At 59.1% G+C, this 23,987-nt stretch carries 24 protein-coding genes; 14 read left to right on the top strand and 10 right to left on the bottom strand.

The features are described from left to right. Positions 1-396: 396 nt before the first annotated feature. The 3 genes from ASD54_RS01795 (at position 397) to ASD54_RS01785 (ending at position 2,367) form a co-directional block, all read left to right on the top strand. Entirely contained in the window at positions 397-825 is a 429-nt protein-coding gene (locus ASD54_RS01795; RefSeq protein WP_062552876.1) for a MucR family transcriptional regulator, read from the top strand. A gap of 308 nt (positions 826-1,133) precedes the next feature. Continuing rightward, positions 1,134-1,580 (top strand): hypothetical protein, encoded by a 447-nt coding sequence (locus tag ASD54_RS01790; RefSeq protein WP_062552875.1) that lies wholly within the window; start codon positions 1,134-1,136, stop codon positions 1,578-1,580. Further along, positions 1,573-2,367, top strand: a complete 795-nt coding sequence (locus tag ASD54_RS01785) for a DUF6456 domain-containing protein (protein ID WP_156379010.1) — start codon at positions 1,573-1,575, stop codon at positions 2,365-2,367. Before ASD54_RS01790 ends, ASD54_RS01785 begins: the two co-directional genes overlap by 8 nt. Before the next feature lie 4 nt (positions 2,368-2,371). On the opposite strand, the gene ASD54_RS01780 is transcribed toward ASD54_RS01785, so the two are convergent. Further along, the gene (locus ASD54_RS01780; protein ID WP_062552873.1) at positions 2,372-2,788 is read right to left on the bottom strand and encodes a SufE family protein; all 417 of its coding nucleotides are present in this window, start codon (positions 2,786-2,788) and stop codon (positions 2,372-2,374) included. 186 nt (positions 2,789-2,974) lie between these two features. Then, positions 2,975-3,448 carry a DUF5330 domain-containing protein gene (locus ASD54_RS01775; protein WP_062552872.1) on the bottom strand — a complete coding sequence of 158 codons (474 nt, stop codon included), beginning with the start codon at positions 3,446-3,448 and terminating at the stop codon, positions 2,975-2,977. A gap of 453 nt (positions 3,449-3,901) precedes the next feature. On the opposite strand from ASD54_RS01775, the gene ASD54_RS01770 reads away from it, so the two are divergent. Next, the gene (locus tag ASD54_RS01770) at positions 3,902-5,470 is read left to right on the top strand and encodes a HAMP domain-containing sensor histidine kinase (RefSeq protein WP_156379009.1); all 1,569 of its coding nucleotides are present in this window, start codon (positions 3,902-3,904) and stop codon (positions 5,468-5,470) included. Then, positions 5,442-6,533 carry a peptidoglycan-binding domain-containing protein gene (locus tag ASD54_RS27115; RefSeq protein ID WP_062552871.1) on the top strand — a complete coding sequence of 364 codons (1,092 nt, stop codon included), beginning with the start codon at positions 5,442-5,444 and terminating at the stop codon, positions 6,531-6,533. Before ASD54_RS01770 ends, ASD54_RS27115 begins: the two co-directional genes overlap by 29 nt. A gap of 33 nt (positions 6,534-6,566) precedes the next feature. On the opposite strand, the gene ASD54_RS01760 is transcribed toward ASD54_RS27115, so the two are convergent. Beyond that, positions 6,567-6,800 (bottom strand): hypothetical protein, encoded by a 234-nt coding sequence (locus ASD54_RS01760; protein ID WP_062552870.1) that lies wholly within the window; start codon positions 6,798-6,800, stop codon positions 6,567-6,569. Positions 6,801-6,971: 171 nt separating this feature from the next. Here ASD54_RS01760 and ASD54_RS01755 point away from each other — a divergent pair, with 171 nt between their 5' ends. Then, positions 6,972-7,310, top strand: coding sequence for a DUF1491 family protein (locus ASD54_RS01755; RefSeq protein WP_062552869.1), 339 nt, complete (start codon positions 6,972-6,974; stop codon positions 7,308-7,310). A 6-nt stretch (positions 7,311-7,316) separates the two neighbouring features. On the opposite strand, the gene ASD54_RS01750 is transcribed toward ASD54_RS01755, so the two are convergent. Then, positions 7,317-7,928: a hypothetical protein gene (locus tag ASD54_RS01750; RefSeq protein ID WP_062552868.1), complete on the bottom strand. Its 612-nt coding sequence runs from the start codon at positions 7,926-7,928 to the stop codon at positions 7,317-7,319. Between the two features lie 197 nt (positions 7,929-8,125). Continuing rightward, the gene (locus ASD54_RS01745; RefSeq protein WP_082547045.1) at positions 8,126-9,112 is read right to left on the bottom strand and encodes a DUF2336 domain-containing protein; all 987 of its coding nucleotides are present in this window, start codon (positions 9,110-9,112) and stop codon (positions 8,126-8,128) included. 697 nt (positions 9,113-9,809) lie between these two features. Between ASD54_RS01745 and ASD54_RS01740 the strand changes: the two genes are divergently transcribed. Beyond that, positions 9,810-10,001: a hypothetical protein gene (locus ASD54_RS01740; protein WP_062552867.1), complete on the top strand. Its 192-nt coding sequence runs from the start codon at positions 9,810-9,812 to the stop codon at positions 9,999-10,001. Positions 10,002-10,175: 174 nt separating this feature from the next. Here ASD54_RS01740 and ASD54_RS01735 read toward each other — a convergent pair whose 3' ends face one another. Both ASD54_RS01735 and ASD54_RS01730 read right to left on the bottom strand, forming a co-directional pair. Beyond that, on the bottom strand, positions 10,176-10,724 hold the full coding sequence (locus ASD54_RS01735; RefSeq protein ID WP_062552866.1) for a hypothetical protein: 549 nt from the start codon (positions 10,722-10,724) through the stop codon (positions 10,176-10,178). Continuing rightward, a complete protein-coding gene (locus ASD54_RS01730; RefSeq protein WP_062552865.1) occupies positions 10,717-11,304 on the bottom strand; it encodes a DUF1214 domain-containing protein in 588 nt (195 codons plus the stop codon). The genes ASD54_RS01735 and ASD54_RS01730 overlap by 8 nt, the downstream gene beginning before the upstream one ends. A gap of 458 nt (positions 11,305-11,762) precedes the next feature. Here ASD54_RS01730 and ASD54_RS01725 point away from each other — a divergent pair, with 458 nt between their 5' ends. From ASD54_RS01725 to ASD54_RS01715, 3 genes are all read left to right on the top strand, one after another. Then, positions 11,763-13,397 (top strand): AMP-binding protein, encoded by a 1,635-nt coding sequence (locus ASD54_RS01725; protein ID WP_244484630.1) that lies wholly within the window; start codon positions 11,763-11,765, stop codon positions 13,395-13,397. After that, entirely contained in the window at positions 13,397-14,707 is a 1,311-nt protein-coding gene (locus ASD54_RS01720; RefSeq protein WP_062552864.1) for a hypothetical protein, read from the top strand. Before ASD54_RS01725 ends, ASD54_RS01720 begins: the two co-directional genes overlap by 1 nt. Before the next feature lie 83 nt (positions 14,708-14,790). Next, on the top strand, positions 14,791-15,624 hold the full coding sequence (locus tag ASD54_RS01715; protein ID WP_082547016.1) for an enoyl-CoA hydratase-related protein: 834 nt from the start codon (positions 14,791-14,793) through the stop codon (positions 15,622-15,624). Between the two features lie 103 nt (positions 15,625-15,727). Here the strand turns inward: ASD54_RS01715 and ASD54_RS01710 are convergent, their stop codons facing one another. Beyond that, the gene (locus ASD54_RS01710; protein WP_062553225.1) at positions 15,728-17,965 is read right to left on the bottom strand and encodes a transglycosylase domain-containing protein; all 2,238 of its coding nucleotides are present in this window, start codon (positions 17,963-17,965) and stop codon (positions 15,728-15,730) included. 176 nt (positions 17,966-18,141) lie between these two features. On the opposite strand from ASD54_RS01710, the gene ASD54_RS01705 reads away from it, so the two are divergent. The 3 genes from ASD54_RS01705 to ASD54_RS01695 all read left to right on the top strand — a co-directional run bounded on the left by ASD54_RS01705 (position 18,142) and on the right by ASD54_RS01695 (position 19,737). Continuing rightward, positions 18,142-18,609, top strand: coding sequence for a YcgN family cysteine cluster protein (locus ASD54_RS01705; RefSeq protein WP_062552863.1), 468 nt, complete (start codon positions 18,142-18,144; stop codon positions 18,607-18,609). Positions 18,610-18,864: 255 nt separating this feature from the next. Then, positions 18,865-19,524 (top strand): hypothetical protein, encoded by a 660-nt coding sequence (locus ASD54_RS01700; protein ID WP_062552862.1) that lies wholly within the window; start codon positions 18,865-18,867, stop codon positions 19,522-19,524. 24 nt (positions 19,525-19,548) lie between these two features. Then, a complete protein-coding gene (locus ASD54_RS01695) occupies positions 19,549-19,737 on the top strand; it encodes a hypothetical protein (protein WP_062552861.1) in 189 nt (62 codons plus the stop codon). 61 nt (positions 19,738-19,798) lie between these two features. Here ASD54_RS01695 and ASD54_RS01690 read toward each other — a convergent pair whose 3' ends face one another. After that, entirely contained in the window at positions 19,799-20,581 is a 783-nt protein-coding gene (locus tag ASD54_RS01690) for a toll/interleukin-1 receptor domain-containing protein (protein WP_062552860.1), read from the bottom strand. A gap of 234 nt (positions 20,582-20,815) precedes the next feature. Between ASD54_RS01690 and ampC the strand changes: the two genes are divergently transcribed. Next, on the top strand, positions 20,816-21,952 hold the full coding sequence (gene ampC / locus ASD54_RS01685) for a class C beta-lactamase (RefSeq protein WP_062552859.1): 1,137 nt from the start codon (positions 20,816-20,818) through the stop codon (positions 21,950-21,952). Here ampC and ASD54_RS01680 read toward each other — a convergent pair. Continuing rightward, positions 21,933-23,807: a heavy metal translocating P-type ATPase gene (locus ASD54_RS01680; protein ID WP_062552858.1), complete on the bottom strand. Its 1,875-nt coding sequence runs from the start codon at positions 23,805-23,807 to the stop codon at positions 21,933-21,935. The two genes, ampC and ASD54_RS01680, sit on opposite strands and share 20 nt — an antisense overlap. Positions 23,808-23,987: the final 180 nt, after the last annotated feature.

Below are 23,987 nucleotides of genomic sequence, written 5' to 3'. Positions count from 1 at the left end.
GTTCCAAATAGAGGGACCCTTTGCGCTGCATCGCTTTGGTCAGTAAATACTATAGCCTCTTTATTGAGCCAGATCAGAATAAACACATGCAAATTGTATTTGGACTTTGTTCGGAACGGTGTTATTCGCATTGATGCAGAGTACGAATATTGACGTCCGCTTCGCTCACCCGGCAATCTGCCACTTCCAAGATCTGTATTCATGGTTGTGGCCGTTCTAGTGTTTGTTGAGTCTTGCGGAATGCCAAGTAATCCGATCTCGTTCTATGGTTGTCCCTGTCGAGCCTAGGGGTGGGTTCGGATCATCTTGAAGCAGGTGCAACAGTCGGACGAGGTCGCTGTGTAAATGGCGAGCGGCTTGCCGTTTGCCGAGCCAACAAAAAACAGGAGATCTACGATGACTGAACTTGCAGCAGGCAAGGCGCCCGATTTTCTGGTGGAATTGACCGCCGATATCGTGGCTGCCTATGTCAGCAATCATGTCGTGCCGGTGGGTGATCTTTCGAACCTGATCGCCGACGTGCATTCCGCCCTCAGCAACACCACGTCGCCTGTTCCGCAGCCGGCTGCTGTCGAAAAGCCGAAGCCGCCTGTTCCGATCCGCAAGTCGATCGAAGACGACTATCTGATCTGCCTGGAAGACGGCCAGAAGTTCAAGTCGCTGAAGCGCCACCTGATGACGCACTACAACATGACGCCGGAAGAATATCGCGAAAAGTGGGGCCTGCCAGCCGACTATCCGATGGTTGCTCCGGCCTATGCGGAAGCCCGCTCCCGCCTTGCCAAGGAAATGGGCCTCGGCCAGCGCCGCAAGCGCGCCAAGTAAGTGTCCTGTCCCCGGGCCCGATCCGTCGGGCGCCGGGAGATATGCCTCGGCCCGCGCGACCTGCGCGTTCACCGCCGCCAGTTTTAAAGGGTGAAGATCCGACCATTGTGCGACCCGCGCAGTGGTCGGGTCTTCACCCTTCGTCGTTTAATCTTGCAACTTCCCATCATGACTCGAAATAGGAAAAAAATCGTATATCTTGCGCAGAGTTAGGCCTGAGATCCTATGAAGATGTGAATAGCCTCTTCCCAGTCCGGGGTGGATGGCGATATGGTATATGAATTAATTCCTAGTTCGAGGAGTTGTTCATGTTATTCGACGATTTAATTTCGGCCTCTGCCTCCGCATTTTTCAGCTGCGATCGGTCACAGGTCTTTCATTCGGGCAAGATGGCGCGTTCACGTTTACCATCGCCACCGCGCTCCCGTCTTCTGCACCATTGCCTGCAGATGGAACATACGGTTCTCGCCATCGAGGATCTTCTGCCCATCGTCAGCCGGTCCCGTCATCGCGTCCGCGAGCGCAACAGCCGACTGATCACGCTCTATCTCTGCCATGTCATGCTGGGCCTGTCGCAGGTCACTGTCTCCCGCATCTTTGGCATCTCCCGAACCTCGGTGCGTGAGGCCTGCCAGGCGGTCGAGAACAGTCGCGATGATCACCATCTGGATGTGGTGCTCGAAATTGTCGGTCGTCTTGGCGCTCGTATTGCCCGACAGCAAGAAGTTTCGTTGGAGGTCGATGCAGATGACTGATGGCGTTCAGTTGCTCAGGCTATTGCGTACTCTGCTGGCCGCGCCGGATGGGCTTGCCGCGGCGCTTGGTGCAGACGCACTTGTTTTGACTGTAGGGCAGGGCGGAAATCGCAGTTTTCCCGCAACGGTTTACGACGTTGCGCTTTCCTCCGGCCTCATCGGGTGGTCTGGCTCCATGCTCCAGGCGCGACCCGAGGCTCGCGCCTATCTGCGCCGCGCCATGGCTGAACGGGAAGAGGAAAGCTTTGCCACCCAGCACCGGCAGGAGGTGCGCGGCGAGGTGGAGATCGGCGGCGAAAGACAGGCGGTGATCCGGAATCTGCTGGAATCGCCGCTCGGACATCTTCGCCGTCTGAAGGATCGCACCGGCGCACCGTTCCTCCCGCAGGAGGCCGTGGATGCAGGCGACCGGCTGGCTGCGGATTTCGAGCGCGGACAATTGCAGCCCAGCATCACCTCCACCTGGGAGCCTCGACTGGCAACGCGCAGCGCAGGGCAGGGTGGCGGCAAGCAGGATCTATCCGACAGCGCAATGATGGCGCGCGACCGCCTTTGGCGCGCGGTGGACGCCATCGGGCCGGAACTTGCCGGTGTGGCGCTGGATGTCTGCTGCTTCTACAAGGGGCTGGAACAGGTGGAACGCGAACGCGGCTGGCCCAGCCGTTCCGCCAAGCTCATGCTGCGCACAGCGCTTCTGGCGCTTGCCCGTCACTACGCGCCGCCACCGGCCAATCCCCGCCGTCACCAGTGGGGAGCTCAGGACTACCGGCCCGCGATCGATCGCTGAAAAGTCATGCTGCCGCGCGGGCTGCCTCGTCGCGAATGCGCTTGACCATGGAGCGCAGTCCGTTTGCCCGCTGGGTGGACAGGTTCTCCACCAGACCGATGCGGTTGAAGATGTCGATCACATCGGTCGCGGCGATCTCGGAGGCGCGCTTGCCGGAATAGGCGGCAAGAACGATGGCCACCAGGCCGCGCACGATATGCGCGTCGGAATCGCCCTCGAATGTCATGAGAGGATCGGCGCCCCCGTCTGTATGCGAGACGAGCCACACCTGGCTGGCACAGCCGTTGACCTTGTTCTCGGCGGTCCGCTTGTCTTCGCTCAGGTCGGGCAGCGCCTTGCCGAGTTCGATCACATAGCGATAGCGATCTTCCCAATCGTCCAGGAACGCAAAATCGTCGATGATCTGGTCGATGCTGGTCATGCTGTCTCCGCCAAGCCTGTGGTCTTTCCATATAGGAACTTACCCTTGCAACGGAAACGGAAAAAAACGCCGCAGGAACAGGATTCTTGCGGCGTCAGCAAAGCTGAAAGTCAGGGGCAGTAACAACCTTCACCGGGAATGCCCGGTGCCGGGATCAGTCAAAATTCGATGTGAGAACCGAGCATTCTACCGGTCTGGCCGCTTCAGCGGCAGGGGAACCACGGTTCCGGTCACGACGGCATCGGGTTTCGGCGGCATCGGCTGCAGGTCAGGTCTGGCAACCGTGTTCGTCACGGTGTTACCAGGAGGATTGCCAGCGGCGTTGCCAAGGGTGTTGCCAACTGCATTGGCAGCCAGTTTCGGCTGTCCCGCTTTCTCTTCCGCCAATTGCTTGTCCAGGAATTCGAAGGCAACGCGGGCACCTTCCTTGGCGCGAGCGGTCAGGGCAACGAAAGCCTCTCCGCCTTTCTCGCACACCTCGGGTTTTTCGGTGCAGAGCGAACTGATGTAGCTATAGGCGCCGCTCGCTGCCGAGATGGCTTCGGTCAGCTGGAGCTGGTTCGCTCCGGCTTCACCGGCGTCGGGCGTGTGGGTGCTGAAGTAGGATAGCACCACCAGCCCCATGCCGAAAACCACACTCGTCTTGAAGAGGAACCACATTGCTGTTCATCCGCCCGTTTGCTTGCCACCGGCCTGTTCTCGCCGGATCTGTTCTGACACCCACACTAGAACGCAGGCAAAAACGTCCCGTTGCGGTAAAAGCCAGCATTTGGATCAATATTGTCTCGAATTTTAGTGATCACGTCGCAAGGCACCGATTTCGCCAATTTGAAGCGCATTTTAGGCGTCCGTGTTAAGCATAAATGTGGCAAAGGCTCACAGTTCCCGGGCCTTCCACAGGTCATTGGCGCCCCACTGGTTAACGAAACCGTGAAAATTGAGGGAATTCCGATGCTTACCCTCGGTTAACCACGACCGGAATTGCACCGTTCCGAGACATTCAAAACCGCTTTTCGGGCCTCTTAAAGGGGGTTTTCGGGGTCTGCTTTTATAGTTTCCTTAAACCCCCGGGGCCTATGGTCGCTCCATCGAGATTCGCGATTAGGTATTGGTGTGCGCGTATTCAGAAACATCGGCGGCAAGGCTCTCCAGACGGTAGACCGTGCGGCCCGGCATTGGCTGCATCTGGTGGCCGATCGCGATGACGTGCGCGCAGCCGATGTGGTCGCGCTCAGGCTTCTGGCGTTGGTGTGCCTGGTCAGTCTCTTCGTTCTGCCTGTTCTTTCGGTCCTGCTGTTCAGCCCAGCACTGGCTCTGCCGGTAGCAGCGGCGCTGATGCTCGCCTGCCTCGTCTGCGTCACCGCGGCGGGCCTGGTGCTCGTGCGCGACCGCACGCATTATAATGACACTGCCGAAGAAGCCCTGCCGGAATTCTCTGCTTTCGAATGTGGACCGGGCATTTCCTTCCTCTGCGATATGCAGGGCAGGATCAGCCGCACCGGTGGCCGCGACCGGCATCTTCTGCCCGCCTCGCGCGCGGAACCAAAGGGCTTGACCCTTGCCGAACTCGTGCATGTTTCGGATCGCATCGGCGTGGCCCAGGCGCTGGATCGCCTGCGCCAGGGTGCCGAGAGCGCGACCGTGGAAGCGCGGTTGGAGCATGGCCTGGATCAGCAGGGCGGTCGCCAGTTCCTGTCCACCATTCTCGATATGACGGCCGTCTTCAATGGCGATGGCGAGTTGAGCCAGGTCTATGTCCAGATGCGCGACCAGACCGATGCGGTGACGCTGCGCGAACAGGTCGCCTTGCATTCGGCAGAGGCACAGTCGGCCAATGAGGCGAAGTCGCGTTTCCTCGCGGCCGTCAGCCATGAACTGCGCACGCCGCTCAACGCCATTCTCGGTTTCTCGGATGTTCTGATCGGCGAGTATTTCGGCAAGCTGGAAAACGATCGCCAGCGGGAATATGTCGGCCTCATCCGCCAGTCCGGTCACCATCTGCTCGGCGTCGTCAACGCCATGCTGGATATGAGCCGTATCGAGGCAGGACGCTATGAACTGCTGACGGAAAGCTTCGAGCTCGCAGAGGTCGTGGAAAACTGCCGTGCCATGCTGGATCTTCAGGCCCGCAATCGCGGTGTCACGCTCGCAGCGCGCGTCCCCCGCAATCTCGGCGAACTGGTGGCCGATCCGCGCGCCGTGCAGCAGATCCTCATCAATCTTGCCGGCAATGCCATCAAGTTCACCGAAGCAGGCGGCGTCGTCACCATCGATGCCCTGCGTGAAGGGCGTGAGATCAAGCTCGTCGTCAGCGATACGGGCATCGGCATTCCGGCGGAAAAGATTTCGCTGCTGGGCCAGCCTTTCTGCCAAATTCAGGATGGTTACACCCGCAACTTCGAAGGCACGGGTCTCGGACTTTCACTGGTCAAGGGATTGGTTGGCCTGCACGGTGGACAATTCACCATTGAAAGTCGCCTGGGCGAAGGAACCGTGGTAACGGTGGTTCTCCCGGCAGAAGGTTTATCGATGGACGCCAACGCGCCATCTCATGAAAATGCCGCCCGGGCTGCGGTAGAAGAAGCCGTCGAATTTCCTCCCCGTTTGCATGCAAAGGCAAATGTGGCTGTAACGAGTAGACAGGGAATTGCGCATGACCGCGCGGAAGCGAAAAGCGCCTGATCGCAGAAAGGCGCCGGTAAAACAGCCGGGCCTGCTGGTGCAGGCTCTCACGGCAATCAGCCGTGCGCTCACCCGGCATCCGCGTCGCGTGGCGGGTCTTCTCAGTGTCTGCGTGGCGTCCAGCTTCGTGGCGGCCAATGCGCTGTGGTATCAGCCGGAAGGCCACCCCGCGCCCTTCTTCAGAACGCGCGATGCAACGGACCCGAACGGCATTGCCGGTTATCGTCCGCTGTCCCGTCCGCACGATAGCGATGTGACGACCATCCGCATCCAGCGCGCAACGGATGAGGATCTGCGCCAGATCATCCGCGCAGAAGCGCCGGCTCCGGCAAAACAGTCTGCCCCCGCTCAGGCCGCTCAAGCTCCCGCGACACAGGCACCCGCTGCGCAAGCACCCGCCACTCAGCCTGTCGCGCAGCCCATGTCGATTGCCGCAGCCATCCACGCCGCCGAGCCGCAGGCATCTGCCCAGAATGCACAGGTGAATGGAAGCCCAAATGTGGGGCATCCCGTTCCGGAACAGCCGGTCGGCTCCATCAAGGGCCCCATTGCGGTGCCGGTGCAGCGGCCTTCCGGCAGCCTGAAGGGTGAGGATCCCGTGGCCGCCGCCATTCGTACCGCAGAACGTGGCGCCCCTGCAGCGCAGGCCATGCCGCGACCACCGGCGGACATTCCAGCCGCGTCAAAGGCCGCGAAGCCGGATCAGGCGCCGCTGAAGCCGCAACCGGTCTCAGCCACGCCGCGTGTTCCGGCAGCCAACGGCCTGCCTCCGGCCACGGTGCAATCCCCGGCCAAGCAGGCGGCCAGCGCCCAAAGTCTCGCAGCCCAAACCCAAGCAGGCCAGATGCCCGCATCCCTGCCTGCGGGCGAAAACGCCAATCTTATCATGCAGATCCAGCGTGGCTTGCTGAACATTGCCTATACGGATGTCACGGTGGATGGCGTAGCGGGAGCGCAGACGAAAGCCGCTATCCGGCATTTCCAGAAGCATTACCGCCTGCCGGAAAATGGCGAGCCCTCCGAGCTTGTTCTGCGCAAGCTCAAATCCATCGGCGCGCTTTGAAGTATTTCGTGCAAACTATCCGGTGATCAGGTCTTACTTCGGATGCTCCTGCGCAAACACCAGCAGGTTCCATGTCACAGGGCCGAGTACGATGTGTTCATGATGATGGGTCGGAATAGATTGTCCCTTGCCAAGGGCAATCTCGTTGCCGCAGGCCTTGCAGCGATAGATGCCGCTGTTGAACACGATTTGTCCGGGCTTGTAGGTCTGGTCAAACGCCCCGACATCGCTCTGGCACATGTGGTGGGCATATTTGTACTTCGCCATTGGGTCTCCGTCATGGATTGCGCTCGCCGGTGACAGAAGCTTAAGCGTGTATTTCTTAAGCCTTTTCAAAATCATCCGCTCAATTGCCCCGGATTGGTGCGAATTTACGCTTCCTGAAGCGGAAACCGCCGCGCATTGTCTCATTCCGCGTCGGTGGTATAGAAAGCACCCATGAGACTGAAATCGGAAATCTTCATCGCGGCCTTGACCCGGCGCGTCTTCGGGCAGGGTGGTTTTGCCGCCATCGAGCAGCGGGGCGCGGACGAGGCGGGCGCCATCTTCATTCGCCAGCGCCATCGCGATGGCCGGGAAACGCTCTATGCGCCAGCACCGCAGATGATGGTGGAAGAGCCAGGCGAGCGCCGGTTCGAAAAGCGTCTGGAGAAGGTTGATCCCGCGACGGTCGACGATGCTCTCGCCCGCGAACGCCGCTTCGACAGCGATCTCTGGCTGGTAGAGCTTGAAATAGACGAGATCGGCGATCTCATTCCGGTTGTCGAGGGTTCCTAGAACCGTTTATGCAGCGTCCTTTTTCTCATCGAGATAGGGCTTGGCGAGAATGGCCTGCGGTGCGCTGGTGGTCTCGCCGGTCTCTTGCTGCGCACTATCCAGAACCAGCGTTTTCACCACATCTGCCATGGCCTTCAGCTTCACCGCTTCCGGGTCTGGCGTTTCCGCTGCTTCCTTGGCGGCAACGGCATCGTCATAGGCCTTCTGCTTGGCTGCCACATCCTCGGCAAAGCGTGCGAGCTTTACATCCTCGGCGGAAGGTATTGTAACGTGCATCGATGCGCCGTCAGGCAAATTTGTATGGATTTCAAATTCCCCTGGCGGAAAAGCATCTCGATTAGCCATAATGACTTCAATGAGAGCATTATGGCTCGCATTATTGGGATGGATGTGGCTGCCATCCGGGGCAGTCCATTCCATCTGCTTCTTGAACTCCTTGTTGAACTGCTCAACAAAGCTGGGATTTTCAGCAAAGGCAGTCAGAATGCCTTTGAACACGGCGGGCGAACTCGCCTTGAAATTCGATGAGCCGAGAAACCCCTCGACGGATGATGTATTCTGCCCTGATCGCAAAACGGTCAGCGCAGCCGTATTATTGACAGTTGAAATGGATGTCATTCTTGTCCCTCCCGGAAGCGCCATGCGCCATTCATGGCAAGACGCCCGAGCTGGGGGAGCGAGCCTCATGCCTCTCCGGTTTTAACCAGACGAGAGTAATAGAGATTCGGATTCGATACAACCGGTGAGATGCATCAATAAATTTGAATACTCTATAAGTAGAAACTCATCAAGCGCGGAATGCAAGACACCGCGCGTCAGGCTCGTCTGACTTTGGCAGCCACCTGTTCGGCACCATCGTTGGCGGCTGCCGTGGTGTGTTCGGTCTCCGACATCTCATGCTTGTCCGCATAGGTGTAGCGGTCGGCGCGGCACCAGGCTTCCAGGCGGCGAATGCATTCGTCGTCCTGCAGACTGTCCCACAGGATTTCGCCGCGGGAAACGCCACCGACGGATTCCTTCAGGTGTCCATAAAGCCGTTCGAGAATGAAGAAGGCCTCCTGCGCATCCATGCCCAGCGCCTTCAGCGTCGTCGCCAGTTGCAGGCCGGAAATATCCATCATGATGCGCTCTGCCAGCCAGCGGCTGGCGCTCAGCGTATCGGCAAGGCAGGTGGCGAAGGCATCCGCATCCCGGCTGCGGGCAAAGCGCACCATCAGCGCCTCCTGCACATCGGTTGCCGTGCGAAGCCCCAGCCTGTCGCTCGTCGGGCGCGCCTGCATGGCCGCCAGCTGCTTGATCTTCTGGCGCAGCGCTTCATCGCGCTGTGCCGCTTCCGCCGCCTCTGTGGAAAGCGGTTGCTGTGTCGAAGGCACAGCAGCGGGCGTCGCGGGCTGTTCGGCGATCGGTGCCTTGTCCACCGCCACCGGTGTCTTGTCCGCTTTCGCAGGCAGGCGGGCATGACGCATGCTGACCAGCGCATCGATCACGGCGGGCGAAAGGGCAGGGCGGCGCACGATGGCGCGCGCGTGTTCGGCACCCTGGCAGCGGGCGATCGCGATCAACTGGTCATCGTCGAGACAGGGCGATGCCATCAGAAAGGGCGCGGCAATCGCAATCGGCTGGCTGGCGATGAAAAAGGCAACGCTGGACGGCACCTGCTCGCATTGCGAAAGGGCGGAAACGGCCTGGCGCCGTGCCTCTTCGCTGGAGGCGGTGTAGAGCGGCGAGAAAAGCTCGGCGAACTGGCGCAGCTCCGATTTCGTCGGATGTTTCAGGTCCTCGAAACTGGTGACCGTAGCCATCAGCACCACATCCTTTTTACGCAAAGCCTGCGGCTTCTCAAGTTCCCGATAGCGGTCCACGCTCATATCCACCGACGCATGACTAACAACAGACGTTTCAAGCTTATGCCGCAGCGCATCATGCGCCGGGAAAATCTCAGGAAGGGCAGGGAAAGGCCGTCGCTCCACCCGCTTCATGGTTAAGGCATCGTAGGGCCGACGGGGTTAATGGCTGGTGAAGATTAGCAAACTGTGCCGAACTGTTGCACATCTGTCTCGCGTTCCCTGTGCGCGAGCGGACACAAGGTCTTGCAACCTGTGGAGGGAAAGTTTCGCACAAGCTGGCAGCCAAATGCTTCTCTACGCTTGTGTATTAACGGAACGTCAACAATCTTATGTCTGAAATGAGACTAGACCGCATGAGCCGCCCCTCGGTTGCAGGGGATCGAAAATGTAATTCCGGTTTGAACCCGGTCTTGCTTTTTCGGAAAGGTGAAGAAAACCACCTGCGGATTTCCTGCGTAGAAAATACGTCGGTGCCCCGTGAATATGTCAGGCCGACACTGAACAGCTTTGCCGGACGGACCGGCCAAACGGCTCTTTCCGGCAGAACAGAGAACGGCGCAAATGCCTCGCAAGAGGTTGCGTCAGCCCCGATCAGGGGCAGGGTGAAACTGTCTGGTCCTTCATCCGTCTCATCCCCTCAATGGAGACGAGCATGGCAGAGATAGTCGTACTGAAGAAATGGCGTGAAACCCACCCGGGCAAGGCCCCGCTGCGCATGCAGCCGGCGGGTCTGGCTCAAAGCCCGGCGCAACTGGTCTTCTTCATGGGCGTGCGTTACGAGCGTATCGAAGACCTGACCCACCGCAAGATGGACGAGATGGCGCTGGCCTTCGACAAACATTGAAGCGGTAATACGAGCGAAACGGAGCAGCCTCCCGCAAAAGCATGGCGCGCAAAAGTGTGGAGCGGTTTTGCGATAACGACATGCGACAAGAAAACTTAAAGCGTCAGGAGCGAATCTGAAAGATCGCGACGCGCTTTACAGGTCTTCTGTTGCTCGTCCATGAGATGGAATTGTCTATTCCCATTCCATCGGGCTGCAATCAGCCTTGGTCAGGAATTGAAGGGCCGCCTCGCGAAAACTCTGCTGAGGCACAAGTGCGCGCAGCACGGCATAGCCCTCCACCTGCGCCGTCTCCACGATGATTGGCTGAACCTGCGTCGACGCCAGCGCCTTTCGAAGCGCCGTCGCCTGTACGGGCGTTGCCACGATCACATCCAGCGTCCGGTCGGCGGCCGTGCGGTCATTGATACTGAAGGTCTCGTTGGAGGCACTGTCGAAGGTCGCCATGGACCAGAACGGCACGCCATTGGCAGAGGTCAGGCGAACGGGCTGATCCGTGATGTCGAAAGCGCAGACGGCGATTTCCAGAAACGGATCCTGTTTGGCAAGGCCTGCCCGATCCGGCTTGGCGCCCACGATGTGAAAGCGAAATTCCGGCCCCTCGTTCATCACCTGGCTATGGGCATCCCGCTCGCTGAAACTGGGCAGCGAGAAGATGATGACGAGGTGCAGCAGTGCCGCACCGACAAGTCCGGTCAGGATCGCCAGGAGTACTCTAAGCATGGCTGCAACCGGTCTTTGTCAGCTTCGGCATGGTGAGATCGATCAAGCCCGAGCTTCCCGCCGTTGGCGTGTCCAGAAGCGTCAGCACAAGGCGAAACGGCTGGTTGGGCGTGGTGGAAAGCCAGTTGCCGGGAAAGGCGGACGGCGCAACCGTGACCTCGAAACTGCCATCGGCCCGTCTCAGAACGATGCGTGAATTCAGCGCCTGCGGCCGCTCGGCATCCGGGGAGGGTGGCAGGCGGTCTTCGCCGGTCACGAAAAGCGTCCAGGCGCGGGTGGGCGGCGTCTGGCCGGAAATCACATAGGTGCAGTCGCCGTCCAGGCGCGCGCCTGCATCATCCACGCTGGCCGTAAAGCTCAGGCCCTCGGCGCTGCCCAAAAGCAGCTTGCCGCCATTGGCCCGGTGCGCCTTCGCGTAAGGATCGGCATTGATGGTCTGCGCCTGCGGAAAGGCTTCCCACGCGCCAAGCTTGATCGCGCCGAAGCCCACGGTCGCATCCAGCGCGACGAGGGTCGACCATATGCCGCCGCCGAAGGCGATCAAAAGGCTCAATGCGACAAGGAGAGGGAGGCGAAACAAGCGGAAGGCAACCTTTGAATTTCAGGCCTGCATCCTACCACCCATCGCGGGTGAACAAAATGCCTTTTTGGCCGCTGCCCAGGACGGGATGCAGACCCCGATCACGAAATGTTGAATGCTACACATTGCCGCCGTTCGAGTGAAGGAGGGCGTCAGGCAAGAGAAAGTCATACATTTTAACACGCGTATAAAGTGTATTTCTTATGTGTTCAAGTATAATTCCTGTGCATGTGGTCACGCCCCTTTTTTCTCAATCCCTTGGTTCTAAAGGTTTGCACGTGACATCTAACGTCAAATATAAAAATATGCTTTTGGATATAATTGATACATAACCGTTTTTACGAAAAATATAACCGTCTATATTTTGGTATACAGATCGTTCACTTTGCGCCTATTGTGCGATTAATACTTATACGATTAGCAGAATTTATTTTTAAAAAGACCTTAAGGAGAAAGTAATGGCAGACCTTATGTCGCGTCCTGCTTCCGCAGAAGTTGTATTCGAGGGCCTTCAGCCCGTCCTTGGCCGGGGGGATGTTGCAAGCACCTCACTCCTGGCCTCCCTCAACCGGCAGGATCGGCAGCGTTTCCTGTCCTTTGGCTGGGGCGAGGCGGCGTCCCCGCGTTTTCATACGGTGCTGGACGCCATCGCGTTCCAGTTCGCCCACCAGCCGCATGAACGTGCCGTGATGTGGCAGGGACGCGCCATGACCTATGGCGAGCTGGATCACGCCTCGAACACACTGGCTGCGGCGCTGCAGGCAAAGGGCGTCGGTCCCGGCAGTGTTGTCGGTCTTTATCTCAAGCGCTCCATTCCCATGGTGGTCGGCATCGTGGCTGTGATGAAGCTGGGAGCGGCCTATGCTCCGCAGCATGTCGGCGTAGCACCAGATGAAATCCTCACCCACGTCGCAGCCGTTTCGGCAGCCCCGGTCGTACTCACCATGCGCGATTGCTTCGCAGCACTTCCCCCCTTCGAGACGGCAAGCGTCCTTGTCATCGAGGATGTTCTCGAGGCGGAAGCTCTCGCATCCGTTCCGGATGTGGCGCTTCGTCCGAAGCCCGAGGACCGTTGCATTCTGCTTTTCACCTCCGGCACGACGGGACAGCCGAACGGCGTACAGGTCACTCATGCCAACCTGGCCAATGTTCTGTTTACGGCTCCGGGCGATCTCGGCATTCGTCCGAGCCAGAAGGTGGGGCAGATCCTGTCCATCGCCTTCGATATGGCGGCCTGGGAAACGTTGGGCGCGTTGGGCAATGGCGCAACGCTGGTCATTCGCGGCTCTTCCATTCAGGAAACGGCGGAACAGGTGGATGTGCTCATCGCAACGCCCTCCATCCTTGGCAAGCTGGATGTGGACCGCTGCCGCCAGATAAAGACAGTGGCCGTGGCCGGCGAGCCATGCCCGCGTCCGCTGGCCGATCTCTGGGGCAGCTTCTGCACCTTCATCAACAGCTGCGGCCCGACGGAAACGACCATCATCAATACCGCCGCCGTGCATCGCCCGGAAAAGCCGGTGCTTTCCATCGGCAAGCCCACGCCCAACAACACGGTCTATGTTCTCGACGAAAACCTCATGCCGCTGCCCATCGGCGAGGTGGGGGAAATGTGGGCGGGCGGCGCGTGCGTCAGCCTCGGCTATCTTGCAAACGAGGCGCTGACGGCAGAGCGCTATCGCCCCGATCCCTTCCGCCCCGGCCATATGATGTTCCGCACCCGCGATCTGGGTCGCTGGACGGAAGATGGCGAACTGGAGCATTTCGGCCGCGTGGACGACATGGTCAAGATCCGCGGCTTCCGGGTGGAGCTGGATGGTGTCTCCCGCGTCATCGAAACGACGCAAGGCTGCCAACAGGCTGTTACCCTCAAATATGATGACCGCAGCCTTGTCGCCTTTGTCACGCCCGCCAGCCTGGATGTCGAGGCCGCGTCCCGCGCGGTTGGCGATCATCTGCCTTACTACTGCGTTCCTGCCGCCATTCTCCCGCTTCCCTCGCTGCCGCTCACTCCTCGCGGCAAACTCGACAAGCGCCTGCTGCTCTCCATGGCACGGGATCATATCGAAGCACAGGCTTCGGAGCTGAACTGATGACCCTCGAACTCTCTGAATCGCCTGCGGCCAGCTTCAACCTGCGCCGCATTACCCGGCATCCGCTGGCCATGGAGTACCACCGCCTCTATGCGCTGGTTGCCATCGTCAATCTCGTCCTCGCCGTTCTCTGGTGGCAGGATGGAAGCCTCCTGCAGAGCGGGGTGGCCAACCTCGAACTGCTGGCGAATATGGCGCTGGTCAATTTCAGCCTCGGTATCCTCATCCGCCAGCAGCGCGTGGTGAACCTCCTCTTCTGGCTCGCCACCCGCATTCCCACCAGCTGGCCGCTATGGATCCGCTGGCGCGCCGCCAAGGTGTTCCACTTCGGCGGCCTGCATTCCGGTGGCAATACGGCCGGCAGCCTGTGGTTTTCCCTGCTTCTGGCGGGCATGGGTTTCAACCGCTTTCAGGGGCAAAGCCTGCCGTCGGATCTGACGCTTGGCCTCACCGGGGTCATGCTGGCGCTCATCGCGCTGATCGTCACCTGCGCATTGCCATCCATGCGCGCCCGCTATCACAATCTGTTCGAAAAGACGCATCGCTTTGCGGGCTGGACGCTTCTGGCCCTCTTCTGGGCGCAGACGCTCTCGCTCATCCACGATCAGGGGCAGCCGGTTCTTCAACAGCCGTCGATCTGGGCGCTTACCGTCATCACTCTGTCGGTCGTCTCGCCATGGCTCACGCTGAAACGGGTGAAGATCGAGGTGGTGAAGCCCTCGAACCACGCCGTCACGGCGCGCTTCGATTATGGGGATACGCCTTTCCCGGGCTCATCGAATGCCATCAGCCACACGCCCTTCGGTGAATATCATGCCTTCGCAAACGCACCGAAACCGGGTGAGCGCGGCTATCGCCTCGTCATCAGCCGTGCAGGCGACTGGACGGGCCGGTTCATCGATAATCCGCCGAGCCATGTCTGGGTCAAGGGCATCACCACCTCCGGCGTGGCGCGCATCGAAGTGCTGTTCAAGAAGGTCGTCTATGTCGGCACCGGGTCCGGCATCGGCCCCATCCTGCCGCATCTTTTCGCAGGAGAGGTTCCGAACCGGCTGATCTGGTCCACCCGCTCGCCGCGCAAGACCTATGGTGCGCTGGTGGATGAGGTGGAGGCCTCGACCGAAAACCCCCTGATCTGGGATACGGACCTGCGCGGTAAACCCGATCTCGCAGCGCTCGCCCTGCAGGCTGTGCAGGAAACCGGTGCGGAAGCCGTCATCGTCATCGCCAACCAGAAGGTTACCAGACAGGTTGTCTATGCCATGGAATGCCAGGGCATTCCGGCCTACGGCGCCATCTGGGACAGCTGACAGGAGAGAACGCGAACACTGCCGCCGGAGCCAGAACTCCGGCGGATTTTTTCAGATCAATCCATTTTATTGAGGATAAGCCCATGAATGCCCCCCATGTGCCTAACCATGCGCCTAACCATGCTTTGAAACTGAATGGCCAGACGCAACAGCACCCGGAAGACGACCTGATCGTTTCCGTGGAAGGCCGCGTTGCCACCATCCGCATCAACCGTCCGCAAGTCTTGAACGCCCTGAACAGCCAGTTGATGCACCGCATTCTGGAGCTTGCCACGGGCTTCGATCGTGACCCGGAAATTCGCGCCCTCATCATTGCCGGCAGCCGCAAGGCCTTTGCCGCCGGGGCCGATATCGCCGAACTATCCGGACACACTCACGCAACCATGTATGAGGCCGATGTCTTCCACGAATGGGACCGTTTCGCGGATCTGCGCCTTCCCAAGATTGCAGCCGTCAGCGGCTATGCGCTGGGCGGCGGCTGCGAGCTGGCCATGATGTGCGATATCGCTCTGGCGTCGGAAACCGCAAAGTTCGGCCAGCCGGAAGTCAAGATCGGCTGCATTCCGGGCATGGGCGGCTCCCAGCGTCTGACCCGTCTGGTGGGCCGTGCCTGCGCCATGGACATGATCCTCACCGGCCGCATGGTGGATGCGAACGAGGCGCTGCGCATGGGGCTGGTCAGCCGCGTTCTGCCGGTTGATGAGTTGGAACGGGAAGCAGCGACCGTTGCCGCCACCATAGCGTCTTACGCCCATGACATCGTGATGATGGCGCGTCAGGCAGTAAACGCCGCCGAGGAAACCACGCTTTCGGCGGGACTGCGCTACGAGCGGCAGATCTATCACGGTCTCTATGGCAGCGCCGCCCAGCGCGAAGGCATGGCAGCTTTCCGCGAAAAGCGTGCTCCGGATTTCTGAGGCGGAAAGAAACCAACGGTCCGGAAAGGCGCAGCAATTACTTCCTTAGCGAAGCCGGGAGCCTGTCCGGCATGCGCCGGAAAGGCTCTGGGAACGTTCAGCCTTACGGCAGTCTCTTCGCCGTCTGGTTCGGCTTGTCCTCTATACTTCCGCGAACGCTCGCTTCTGCCACTTTCTGCGCAGAGGGCAGGGGTGCAGCGTCGCTCAAATCCTTCGAGATCCGTCGCAGGATACGGGTGCTGTCGGCAGAAAGCGAACGGGGGCGCACCAGCTGCGCCATGCCGTTCGGCGTCGCGTTCGCGCCGTCCTTGGCACTCGCCAGCGGCAAGCCAGGGGCATGGTTGCCACGCGGAAGCGGGTTGTCGATACCGGGAATAGGCTTCAGTTCGATGCCCTGATGGGCGTAATCCATCAGCTTCTTGAAGGTCATGGCCGGAAGCGATCCGCCGGTCATGTTGTTCATGGAGGTGAAGTCGTCGTTTCCGAACCAGACAGCAGCCGTGTAATTGCCTGTGAAGCCGATGAACCAGGCATCGCGGTAGCTTTGGGATGTTCCCGTCTTGCCGCCGGTCACGATGCCGCCCTCAAGAGCGGCGCGCTTGGCGGTGCCGATCACCGGAATCTGCGTCAGGATGCGGTTCATGGAAGAGACCGCCTGTTCCGAAACAATGCGCTTTGCGGCAGGCTCGTCGCGGTTGAAATCATAGAGGATTTCGCCCTCATAATCGCTGACCTGCGCAATGGCATGGCGGCGCGCTTCCACGCCCCCGGCGGGCATCACTGCATAGCCGGTTGCCTGGTCGAGTACCGTGACTTCCGATGTGCCGAGCGGCACGGTCTTGTCGCTGCGCAGGGGCGTTGCAACACCCATGGTTTTCGCCAGTTCGACGATGGGTTTGACGCCCAGCTTCTCCTTGGCAAGGCGAACGGGCACGGTGTTCAGGGATTGCGCCATGGCAGAGAGCATGGTCACGCGGCCCTTGTAGGAGCGGGCATAGTTCTGCGGCGACCAGTTGTTCCAGGTAATCGGCGCATCCGAAATCATGGTGTCGGGCGTGAAACCGTTCTCCATGGCAAGCGTATAGGTGTAGAGCTTGAAGGATGAACCGGGCTGGCGCAGTGCCTTGGTGGCGCGGTTGAACTGGCTTTCGCCATAGTCACGCCCGCCGACCATGGCGCGCACATCGCCGCCATTCTCGATCATCACCAGCGCGCCCTGCTTGACCTTGTAGCTCTCGCCATATTCACGAAGCGAACTTTCCACCGCCTCCTGCGCCGCCTGTTGCAGGCCCATGTCGATTGTGGTGCGCACGATGAGCGAGCGTTTCTTGATCTTGCCTTCATCCGCCAGCCGCTGCACTTCGTCAAACGCCCAGTCGAGGAAATAGTCAGGTGCGGCCAGTTCCGCGCGGTCGATCACGCTGGCCGGGTTGCGCCGTGCCGCCACCACCTGTCCCTCGGTCATCATGCCGCTCTGCACCAGATTGGTCAGAACTTCGTTTGCACGGCCGCGGGCGGCAGGCAGGTTCACATGCGGGGCATATTTGGCAGGTGCCTTGAAGAGGCCGGCCAGCATGGCCGCCTCCGCGAGATTCACATCTGTAATGCTCTTGCCGAAATAGAACTGGGCCGCCGCCGCCGCACCAAACGTACCGGCGCCCATATAGGCGCGGTCCAGGTACAGCCGCAGGATCTCCTTCTTGGAAAGGTTTGCCTCCAGCCACAGCGCCAGGAAGGCTTCCTTGATCTTGCGTTCCAGCGAGCGCTCATTGGTGAGAAACAGATTTTTCGCCAGCTGCTGCGTCAGCGTGGAGCCGCCCTGAACCACGCCGCCTGCACGGGCGTTTTCGCTCATGGCGCGGGCGAGACCAAAGAAATCGATGCCGAAATGGTCGAAGAAGCGCCGGTCTTCGGTGGCCAGAACCGCCTTCACCAGATGATCCGGCAACTGGTCTATCGGAACCGCGTCTTCGTGAATGATGCCGCGATGGCCCACCACATTGCCGTAGCGATCAAGAAAGGTGACGGCAAAATCGCCGCGCGAGCGCCAGTCTTCCTTGGTTTCCTCGAAGGCGGGCATGGCCAGCGCCAGAAGCAGCACAAAGCCCGCGGTGCCGAAGGTCAGGCCCTCATCGGCAATCTCGACAACGACGCGCTTCCAGCCGCGAACCCGGAAACGGCGCGAAAAGATGGTGATCTCTTCCCAGATTTCGCCAAGCTTGAAGCCCAGGTTCCAGACAGTGGAATCGATCCAGCTGTCTATGCGCAGCAGAAGGTGGCGTCTGCGGCGACGCTTCTCTTCTCGCACATCTGGCTGTCTCGGATCGGGATCGTCCTGCACGTCGGAATTCCTGTTGAGCAACCGTTTTGCTTGACGCCTTCCTCATGAAGGACCAAAAGCCAAGGGCAACGCCTTTCGCCAGCAATGGCCGACAAATGGTGAACGCACCCTTAACTCGCCTGTCAAACCGATCCTTATCGGCTAAATTATGCCCGCCGTGGCCAAGAAAAGACAAGATGGAAAATCCTTTCTGGAAAGTGAAATCGCTGGATCAGTTAACGCAAGGCGACTGGGAAAGCCTCTGCGATGGCTGTGGTCTCTGTTGCCTCAACAAGCTGGAGGACTGGGACACCGGCGAGGTGGCCTTCACCTCCGTCGCCTGTCGCCTGCTGGATGGCGACAGCTGTCGTTGCTCGGACTATGAAAACCGTCAGGCGACCGTGCCGGACTGTATTCAGCTCACACCCCAGAGCGTGCGCGAAATTCACTGGCTGCCACCCACCTGCGGCTATCGGCTGGTGCGCGACGGGCTGGATCTCTACTGGTGGCATCCGCTCGTCTCCGGCGATCCGGAAACGGTGCATCAGGCCGGTATCTCCGCGCAGGGCCGCACCATTTCCGAGGAGGACGTGGATGTGGACGATTTCGAGGACTACCTCGTGGAATGGCCGCTGACCGTGGGCGAACACGCCAAGACGAATTGAGGGGGAGAGGGGGCTTGCGTCAAGCCGTGGCCCCACCAGACCGCAACCATGTTATGATAGAGACGGGCACGCTGCACCCTGTGCAAGGCGCCGTTAAAAAGGCGCGTCTGAAGGACGCCACCGGAGTCAGATTTCGGTTGACGTGAGTGAAAATCAGGTTGTACTCATTACGTGAGAAAATCAACCTTTAGTTTAAATTCTCATTGATTAGCATGTCTGAAAAACCTGAGAAAACTTTCGCAGGGTGTATCTCAAATGGCTTTGGCAGCATCGATCTACCTCGCGACACACATCCTGTTGCAGGCTTCGGCTTCTCCATCCGCATTGCTCGGCGAGGGGGCAGCGCAGACCCTTATGGAGACATCAGGTGGAAGCCCGGTTGCACCTGCACCGCCCCCCGGGAGTGGTTTACCCTCAGCGCCGGTCCAGCCGATCCAGATTGCGCAGGTTCAGCCCCAGCAACAGGCCGAGACGCATGTGCAGGCCCCCGCGCCGCGCGATCTCTTCATTGAGGATTGTTACGAGATCGATGCCGAAGGCCGTGGCCACATCGACTGGTATGGTTTGGGAAGCGAAGCCGAAGCCGAAGAGTGTTTCAAGCAACTGGCCACAAAAGCGGGCACTCCAGATGCATTTGCAGAGATACTGCGCAGTAATGGGTTAAAAGTTTATGCAGGAGAATTCCTGCAAGGTCCTGTTGTAGAAGGCTATAAATTCATACCCAATTATATCGAAGCTGGGCAATATTTCGGCTACTTCTCTTATCTTGCACTTAGAATGTTTCATCCGGTCGCGCTTATCGCTACTTGGCTTACTGGCCATAAGTGGACTCTCCGGGTGCAAGTTATCTACAAAGTATCGCCGGAGGTTAAGCCTGATGAAGTCAATTTCAGGTACGATATATCATTTAAATAGCATAATAAATCAGGAGAGGAAGGAATGAGTAAAGTATTTCTTGCAGCAAATTACGTTAGCGCCAGTGGTAGCTTGTTTACGCCAGCAGAACTCGAAAATTCCGGTCACCTGCAGATTGTTTATCTTCAGGACTCTGGTGTCTATGAAGAGATAGAGGTCCAGGCGCGCATGATTTCTAAGGAAGAGGTGGGCGAATACGCCAAGACGAATTAAGGTGGACCTGAGAGTTGTCCTAAAATATTTTGTAGCATCAGGACTCTGCTAGAACTCAGTGCTAGTTACCAACGCACGGAATGATTCTGAATGGGTCTGTCCATCCGTGAACCACGCCCTGAATCGCAATAGCTTGTTTATTTGCCTGTTTCAGTTTCAAAACCAATGGCCTATCCGGTGTGATGGCTCCACCCATCGGCGCTATTGAGAATCCGTTTGCTTCTATTGCGGGGAACGGCCGTTTGTAAAATCCATTCAACATTGGCTGCCCACCATTTAGTTCGAACCTGACGTCAGGTTCGTCATTAGCTAGCATTATTACAAAATTCGGGTTGGGTTCCATTAGATGTGACGCTTGGATTTGAATCGTAATTTCTTCCTTACCGGCTTTCAAGAACTTCCAAGTAAGATTACTGAAGCCTTCATGTGAAGGAGTAAAAGAAATGTTACCTTGGACTACATTGACGATCTGGTTGAGGCCAACTTCAATTCCAACGGAATAGAGATCAATATAAAGATTTTGTTTCAATACTTCTGGCATAGGGACGTTGCCAATTCGAACAGGAACAAGTCGAGTTTCTCCTCGGCTTGATTTTAAGAGTGCGTTCTGCCATTCCATTCTTACAAGGCCACTTTGCAAGGCCAGTTCGGAAACAAAGAAAAAAACAAATTTTGGAGCTGTCAGGCCTTCATTCATCTTTTCGATGATGCCGTCACCGGGTTTTATTGACCAGGAGTCATAAAAAATGGCCTCCTCGCCAAAGATTTCTTTGAGGCGGATTGCTACCGGCTCAACAACCGGCTTGTCCTCATGTTTATGGCTAAGAAAAATTTGATGAGCCATGATCTCTTGGTTGCTAGATGATTGAGAATGCCTCCATTAGATGCATTCTAATCGATTTTGCAATCTATTTCATTGCGGTCACGTTTTACTAAAACAGGTGCTTTTGCGTCGAGCAGAAGCACAGTTGGAATAACAAGGCAGAATAACATTCGGTCGTTTTTGCAATCCCACCCCCGCCACAACTTCGCCCTTAAACCTGATCACTGCTCCCATCGCAAATGGGAGTATTTGAATATGCACATAAGTCGTCTGGCACCCGTCACTCTTGCCGTGGCCTTTACCTCGGCGCCTTTCGCACAAGCCGATGACTTAAAGGCAAAGGCGGCAGCTGCGTTCCAGCCGGTCGTGAAGCAGTATGATATCCCCGGCCTCATCGTCGGGATTACCCGCAACGGCACTCACGAATTCTACGCGACCGGTCTTGCCTCCAAGGCCGACCGCCGCGACGTGACGCCGGAAACACTGTTCGAGCTCGGCTCCATCAGCAAGCTGTTCAATGTCACGCTGGCGGCTCTGGCGGAGCAGCGCGGCACGTTGAAGCTGGAGGATAAGGTCGCGCATCATCTCTGCGCCGATAAATGCCGGATCGGCGATGATCTGACGCTGATGGATCTCGCCACGCACCACACCGGCGGCATGCCCTTGCAGGTGCCGGATTCGGTTTCCGATGTGAACGGCCTTGTGGACTGGATGAAGGACTGGAAGCCAACCAACCCCGGCGCGCGCAGCTATTCCAATGTCAGCATCGGCATGCTGGGCCATATCAGCGCGAAAGCCATGGGCATGCCTTATGCGAAAGCCGCCGAAGGCACGCTCTTTCCCGCATTGGGGCTGAAGAACACCTTCGTCACTGTTCCGAAGAGTGAGATGAAGCTCTATGCCTACGGGTACAACAAGGCAAATGAACCGATCCGGGTCGGCAAAGGTGTGCTTGATGCAGAAGCCTATGGCGTAAAGTCGAGCGCGAGCGACATGCTGGCCTTTCTGGATGCGGAACTCGGCACCCGCTCCGTTTCCGGCGAGCTGCAAAAGGCGTTCGAGCGCACCAGGACCGGACAGTTCAAGACAGCCTATTTCTCGCAGGCCATGGTCTGGGAAGAATATCCCTGGCCGGTGAAGCTCGATCAGATGGTTGCGGGCAACAGCCCGGATTTCATCCTGAAGCCGCAGCCGGTCGAGAAGATCGCTGAGCCCGCAAAGCCGGGTGAAAGCACTATCCTCAACAAGACCGGTTCCACCAATGGCTTTGGCGGCTATGTGGCCATGATCCCGGAGAAGAAGCTGGGCATCGTGGTGCTCGCCAATCGCAACTATCCGAACGAGGCCCGGATCCGCGCAACCTATGCGCTGATCAAGTCGCTGGGCGAGTAGTCGCACCCTCGGCAGCGGGCACCGCAATCCTCAGCGCGCGCAAGGCGTTGAGGATTGTCGCAACGTCGATTGCCTCCTGTAACAGGGCACCCTGAACCGGCTGGAGATAGCCAAAACCGGCAGCCAGCATGGCAAGAACGGAAAGGCCTATGCCCACCACCACGCTTTGCAGCGCAATGGCGCGGGCGCGTCTTGCAATCACAAAGCCGGTGAACAAGCGGTCTATCCGGTCCACCAGCAGCACCACGTCCGCGGCTTCGGCAGAGGCTGCGGCACCCCGCGCCCCCATGGCAACCCCCACATCCGCAACGGCAAGGGCGGGCGCATCATTCACGCCATCGCCCACCATCATCACCGGACCCAGCTTGCGCTCTTCCAGCACCACATGAACCTTACGATCAGGCGAAAGCTCCGCGTGAATGGCGTCGAGCCCCAATCCGCCTGCAATGCGCTCAGCCACGGCGGCGCGGTCTCCGGTCGCGAGAACCAGCCGCTTCACACCGTCGCGCCGAAGGCCCGCCAGCATCTCGCCCACATCGGCCCGCACCGGATCGGCCATCAGAATAGATCCGGCGAACTGTTTTTCCACACCCACGGCTACCAGCACGGAACCCGCTTCCGCTGCCGCAATGGCAGAGCCCGCATCCCCCGTTCGTGCCGTCACGAAGCCATGGCCTCCTACGAAAACGGTTCTGCCTTCCAGCATGCCCGCCACGCCTTCGCCCGGCACTTCCTCCGTCTGCGCAGGCAGGTGAAGCGCCAGTCCGCGCACCTCAGCGGCCGTCACCAGCGCCTGCGCCATCGGGTGTTTTGAAAGCTGATCCACCGATGCGGCAAGCTCAAGGACCTCGGCCTCGCTGAACCCCGGTTCTGCATGAATACGCGTAATCTGCGGGCGCCCGTCGGTCAGCGTGCCGGTCTTGTCCAGCACCAGCGTGTGAATGCGCGCCATGCTTTCCAGGGGTTTCGCGCCCTTGATGAGGACGCCGAACTGCGCCGCGCGCGAAAGCCCCGCCACCAGCGCCACCGGAACCGCGAGAATGAGCGGGCAGGGCGTGGCGACAACCAGCACGGCGACGGCGCGAATGGGGTCTCCCGTGGCCCACCAGGCGGCAAATGCAATCAGAACCGTCACCGCCAGAAAGCCGATGGAGAACCGGTCGGCCAGACGCGACATTGGCGCCTTCGAGCGCTGGGCCTGTTCCACCAGCCGCACAATGCCCGCATAGGTGCTGTCCTTTGCGGCCTCTGTCGCCAGCATGTCGAAGGCATCGCCCGCATTGGTGGAACCGCTCAATACCTCGGCACCCGGTTCAAGCGAAACAGGCAGCGATTCCCCGGTCAGCGCGGCCATGTTGAGATAAGCTGAGCCTGTCTCAAGCCGTCCATCGACCGGAACCACATCGCCCTGACGGATCAGCAGCCGGTCTCCGGGGATCACCTCCTCGACGGGAATCTCCTGCAGGCCGCCATCGCGGTGGCGGGTTGCCGTGCGGGGTGCGCGTGAGAGAAGATCGCGCATCTCGCGCCGCGCCCGCCCTTCCGCAAAAGCCTCCAGAAACGTGCCGCCCGTATACATGATGGCGACAATAGTGGCCGCCAGCGCCTCATCGAACAAAAGCGCCGCCGACATGGAAAGGGCTGCCACCACATCCAGTCCCACTTCGCCGCGAGCAAGGCTGCGGATGATTTCCACCACAAGCGCCGCCAGCACCGGAAGCGTGGCGGCGCTCCAACAGAGCCGCGCCAGATCCGCTCGGCCCAGCAGGAACTGCAAGGCCAACCCGCCGATCAGGCCCGCCACCGCCACGCACAGCAGCAACACCTTCATGCGGTCTTCGGTTGTGCTTTCCATGCGCCTTGGTCCCCTCATCTATGCTGAGGCTCACCCTAGCGGCCATGCGGACCAAAGCACATTGATTTCCGTCATGTGGGGCGCGGTTGCTGATATCATCCCTCGCAGGAGACGATGTAGAATAAATCCGCAGATCACCCCCCTCTGCCTTGCCAGGCATCTCCCCCTCAAGGGGGGAGA

This window comes from Rhizobium sp. Root149, assembly GCF_001427345.1.
GTDB classification, from domain to species: Bacteria; Pseudomonadota; Alphaproteobacteria; order Rhizobiales; family Rhizobiaceae; genus Neorhizobium; species Neorhizobium rhizoryzae.
The sequence above is the reverse complement of the archived record's forward strand: the minus strand, read 5'-3'. Positions and strand labels throughout refer to the sequence as shown.

Bases quoted from the DNA above. Each gene is read 5' to 3' on its own strand.
- ASD54_RS01795 (WP_062552876.1), top strand. From the start codon at position 397: ATGACTGAACTTGCAGCAGGCAAGGCGCCCGATTTTCTGGTGGAATTG.
- ASD54_RS01790 (WP_062552875.1), top strand. From the start codon at position 1,134: ATGTTATTCGACGATTTAATTTCGGCCTCTGCCTCCGCATTTTTCAGC.
- ASD54_RS01785 (WP_156379010.1), top strand. From the start codon at position 1,573: ATGACTGATGGCGTTCAGTTGCTCAGGCTATTGCGTACTCTGCTGGCC.
- ASD54_RS01780 (WP_062552873.1), bottom strand. From the start codon at position 2,788: ATGACCAGCATCGACCAGATCATCGACGATTTTGCGTTCCTGGACGAT.
- ASD54_RS01775 (WP_062552872.1), bottom strand. From the start codon at position 3,448: ATGTGGTTCCTCTTCAAGACGAGTGTGGTTTTCGGCATGGGGCTGGTG.
- ASD54_RS27115 (WP_062552871.1), top strand. From the start codon at position 5,442: ATGACCGCGCGGAAGCGAAAAGCGCCTGATCGCAGAAAGGCGCCGGTA.
- ASD54_RS01760 (WP_062552870.1), bottom strand. From the start codon at position 6,800: ATGGCGAAGTACAAATATGCCCACCACATGTGCCAGAGCGATGTCGGG.
- ASD54_RS01755 (WP_062552869.1), top strand. From the start codon at position 6,972: ATGAGACTGAAATCGGAAATCTTCATCGCGGCCTTGACCCGGCGCGTC.
- ASD54_RS01750 (WP_062552868.1), bottom strand. From the start codon at position 7,928: ATGACATCCATTTCAACTGTCAATAATACGGCTGCGCTGACCGTTTTG.
- ASD54_RS01745 (WP_082547045.1), bottom strand. From the start codon at position 9,112: ATGGCTACGGTCACCAGTTTCGAGGACCTGAAACATCCGACGAAATCG.
- ASD54_RS01740 (WP_062552867.1), top strand. From the start codon at position 9,810: ATGGCAGAGATAGTCGTACTGAAGAAATGGCGTGAAACCCACCCGGGC.
- ASD54_RS01735 (WP_062552866.1), bottom strand. From the start codon at position 10,724: ATGCTTAGAGTACTCCTGGCGATCCTGACCGGACTTGTCGGTGCGGCA.
- ASD54_RS01725 (WP_244484630.1), top strand. From the start codon at position 11,763: ATGGCAGACCTTATGTCGCGTCCTGCTTCCGCAGAAGTTGTATTCGAG.
- ASD54_RS01720 (WP_062552864.1), top strand. From the start codon at position 13,397: ATGACCCTCGAACTCTCTGAATCGCCTGCGGCCAGCTTCAACCTGCGC.
- ASD54_RS01715 (WP_082547016.1), top strand. From the start codon at position 14,791: ATGAATGCCCCCCATGTGCCTAACCATGCGCCTAACCATGCTTTGAAA.
- ASD54_RS01705 (WP_062552863.1), top strand. From the start codon at position 18,142: ATGGAAAATCCTTTCTGGAAAGTGAAATCGCTGGATCAGTTAACGCAA.
- ASD54_RS01700 (WP_062552862.1), top strand. From the start codon at position 18,865: ATGGCTTTGGCAGCATCGATCTACCTCGCGACACACATCCTGTTGCAG.
- ASD54_RS01695 (WP_062552861.1), top strand. From the start codon at position 19,549: ATGAGTAAAGTATTTCTTGCAGCAAATTACGTTAGCGCCAGTGGTAGC.
- ASD54_RS01690 (WP_062552860.1), bottom strand. From the start codon at position 20,581: ATGGCTCATCAAATTTTTCTTAGCCATAAACATGAGGACAAGCCGGTT.
- ampC (WP_062552859.1), top strand. From the start codon at position 20,816: ATGCACATAAGTCGTCTGGCACCCGTCACTCTTGCCGTGGCCTTTACC.
- ASD54_RS01680 (WP_062552858.1), bottom strand. From the start codon at position 23,807: ATGGAAAGCACAACCGAAGACCGCATGAAGGTGTTGCTGCTGTGCGTG.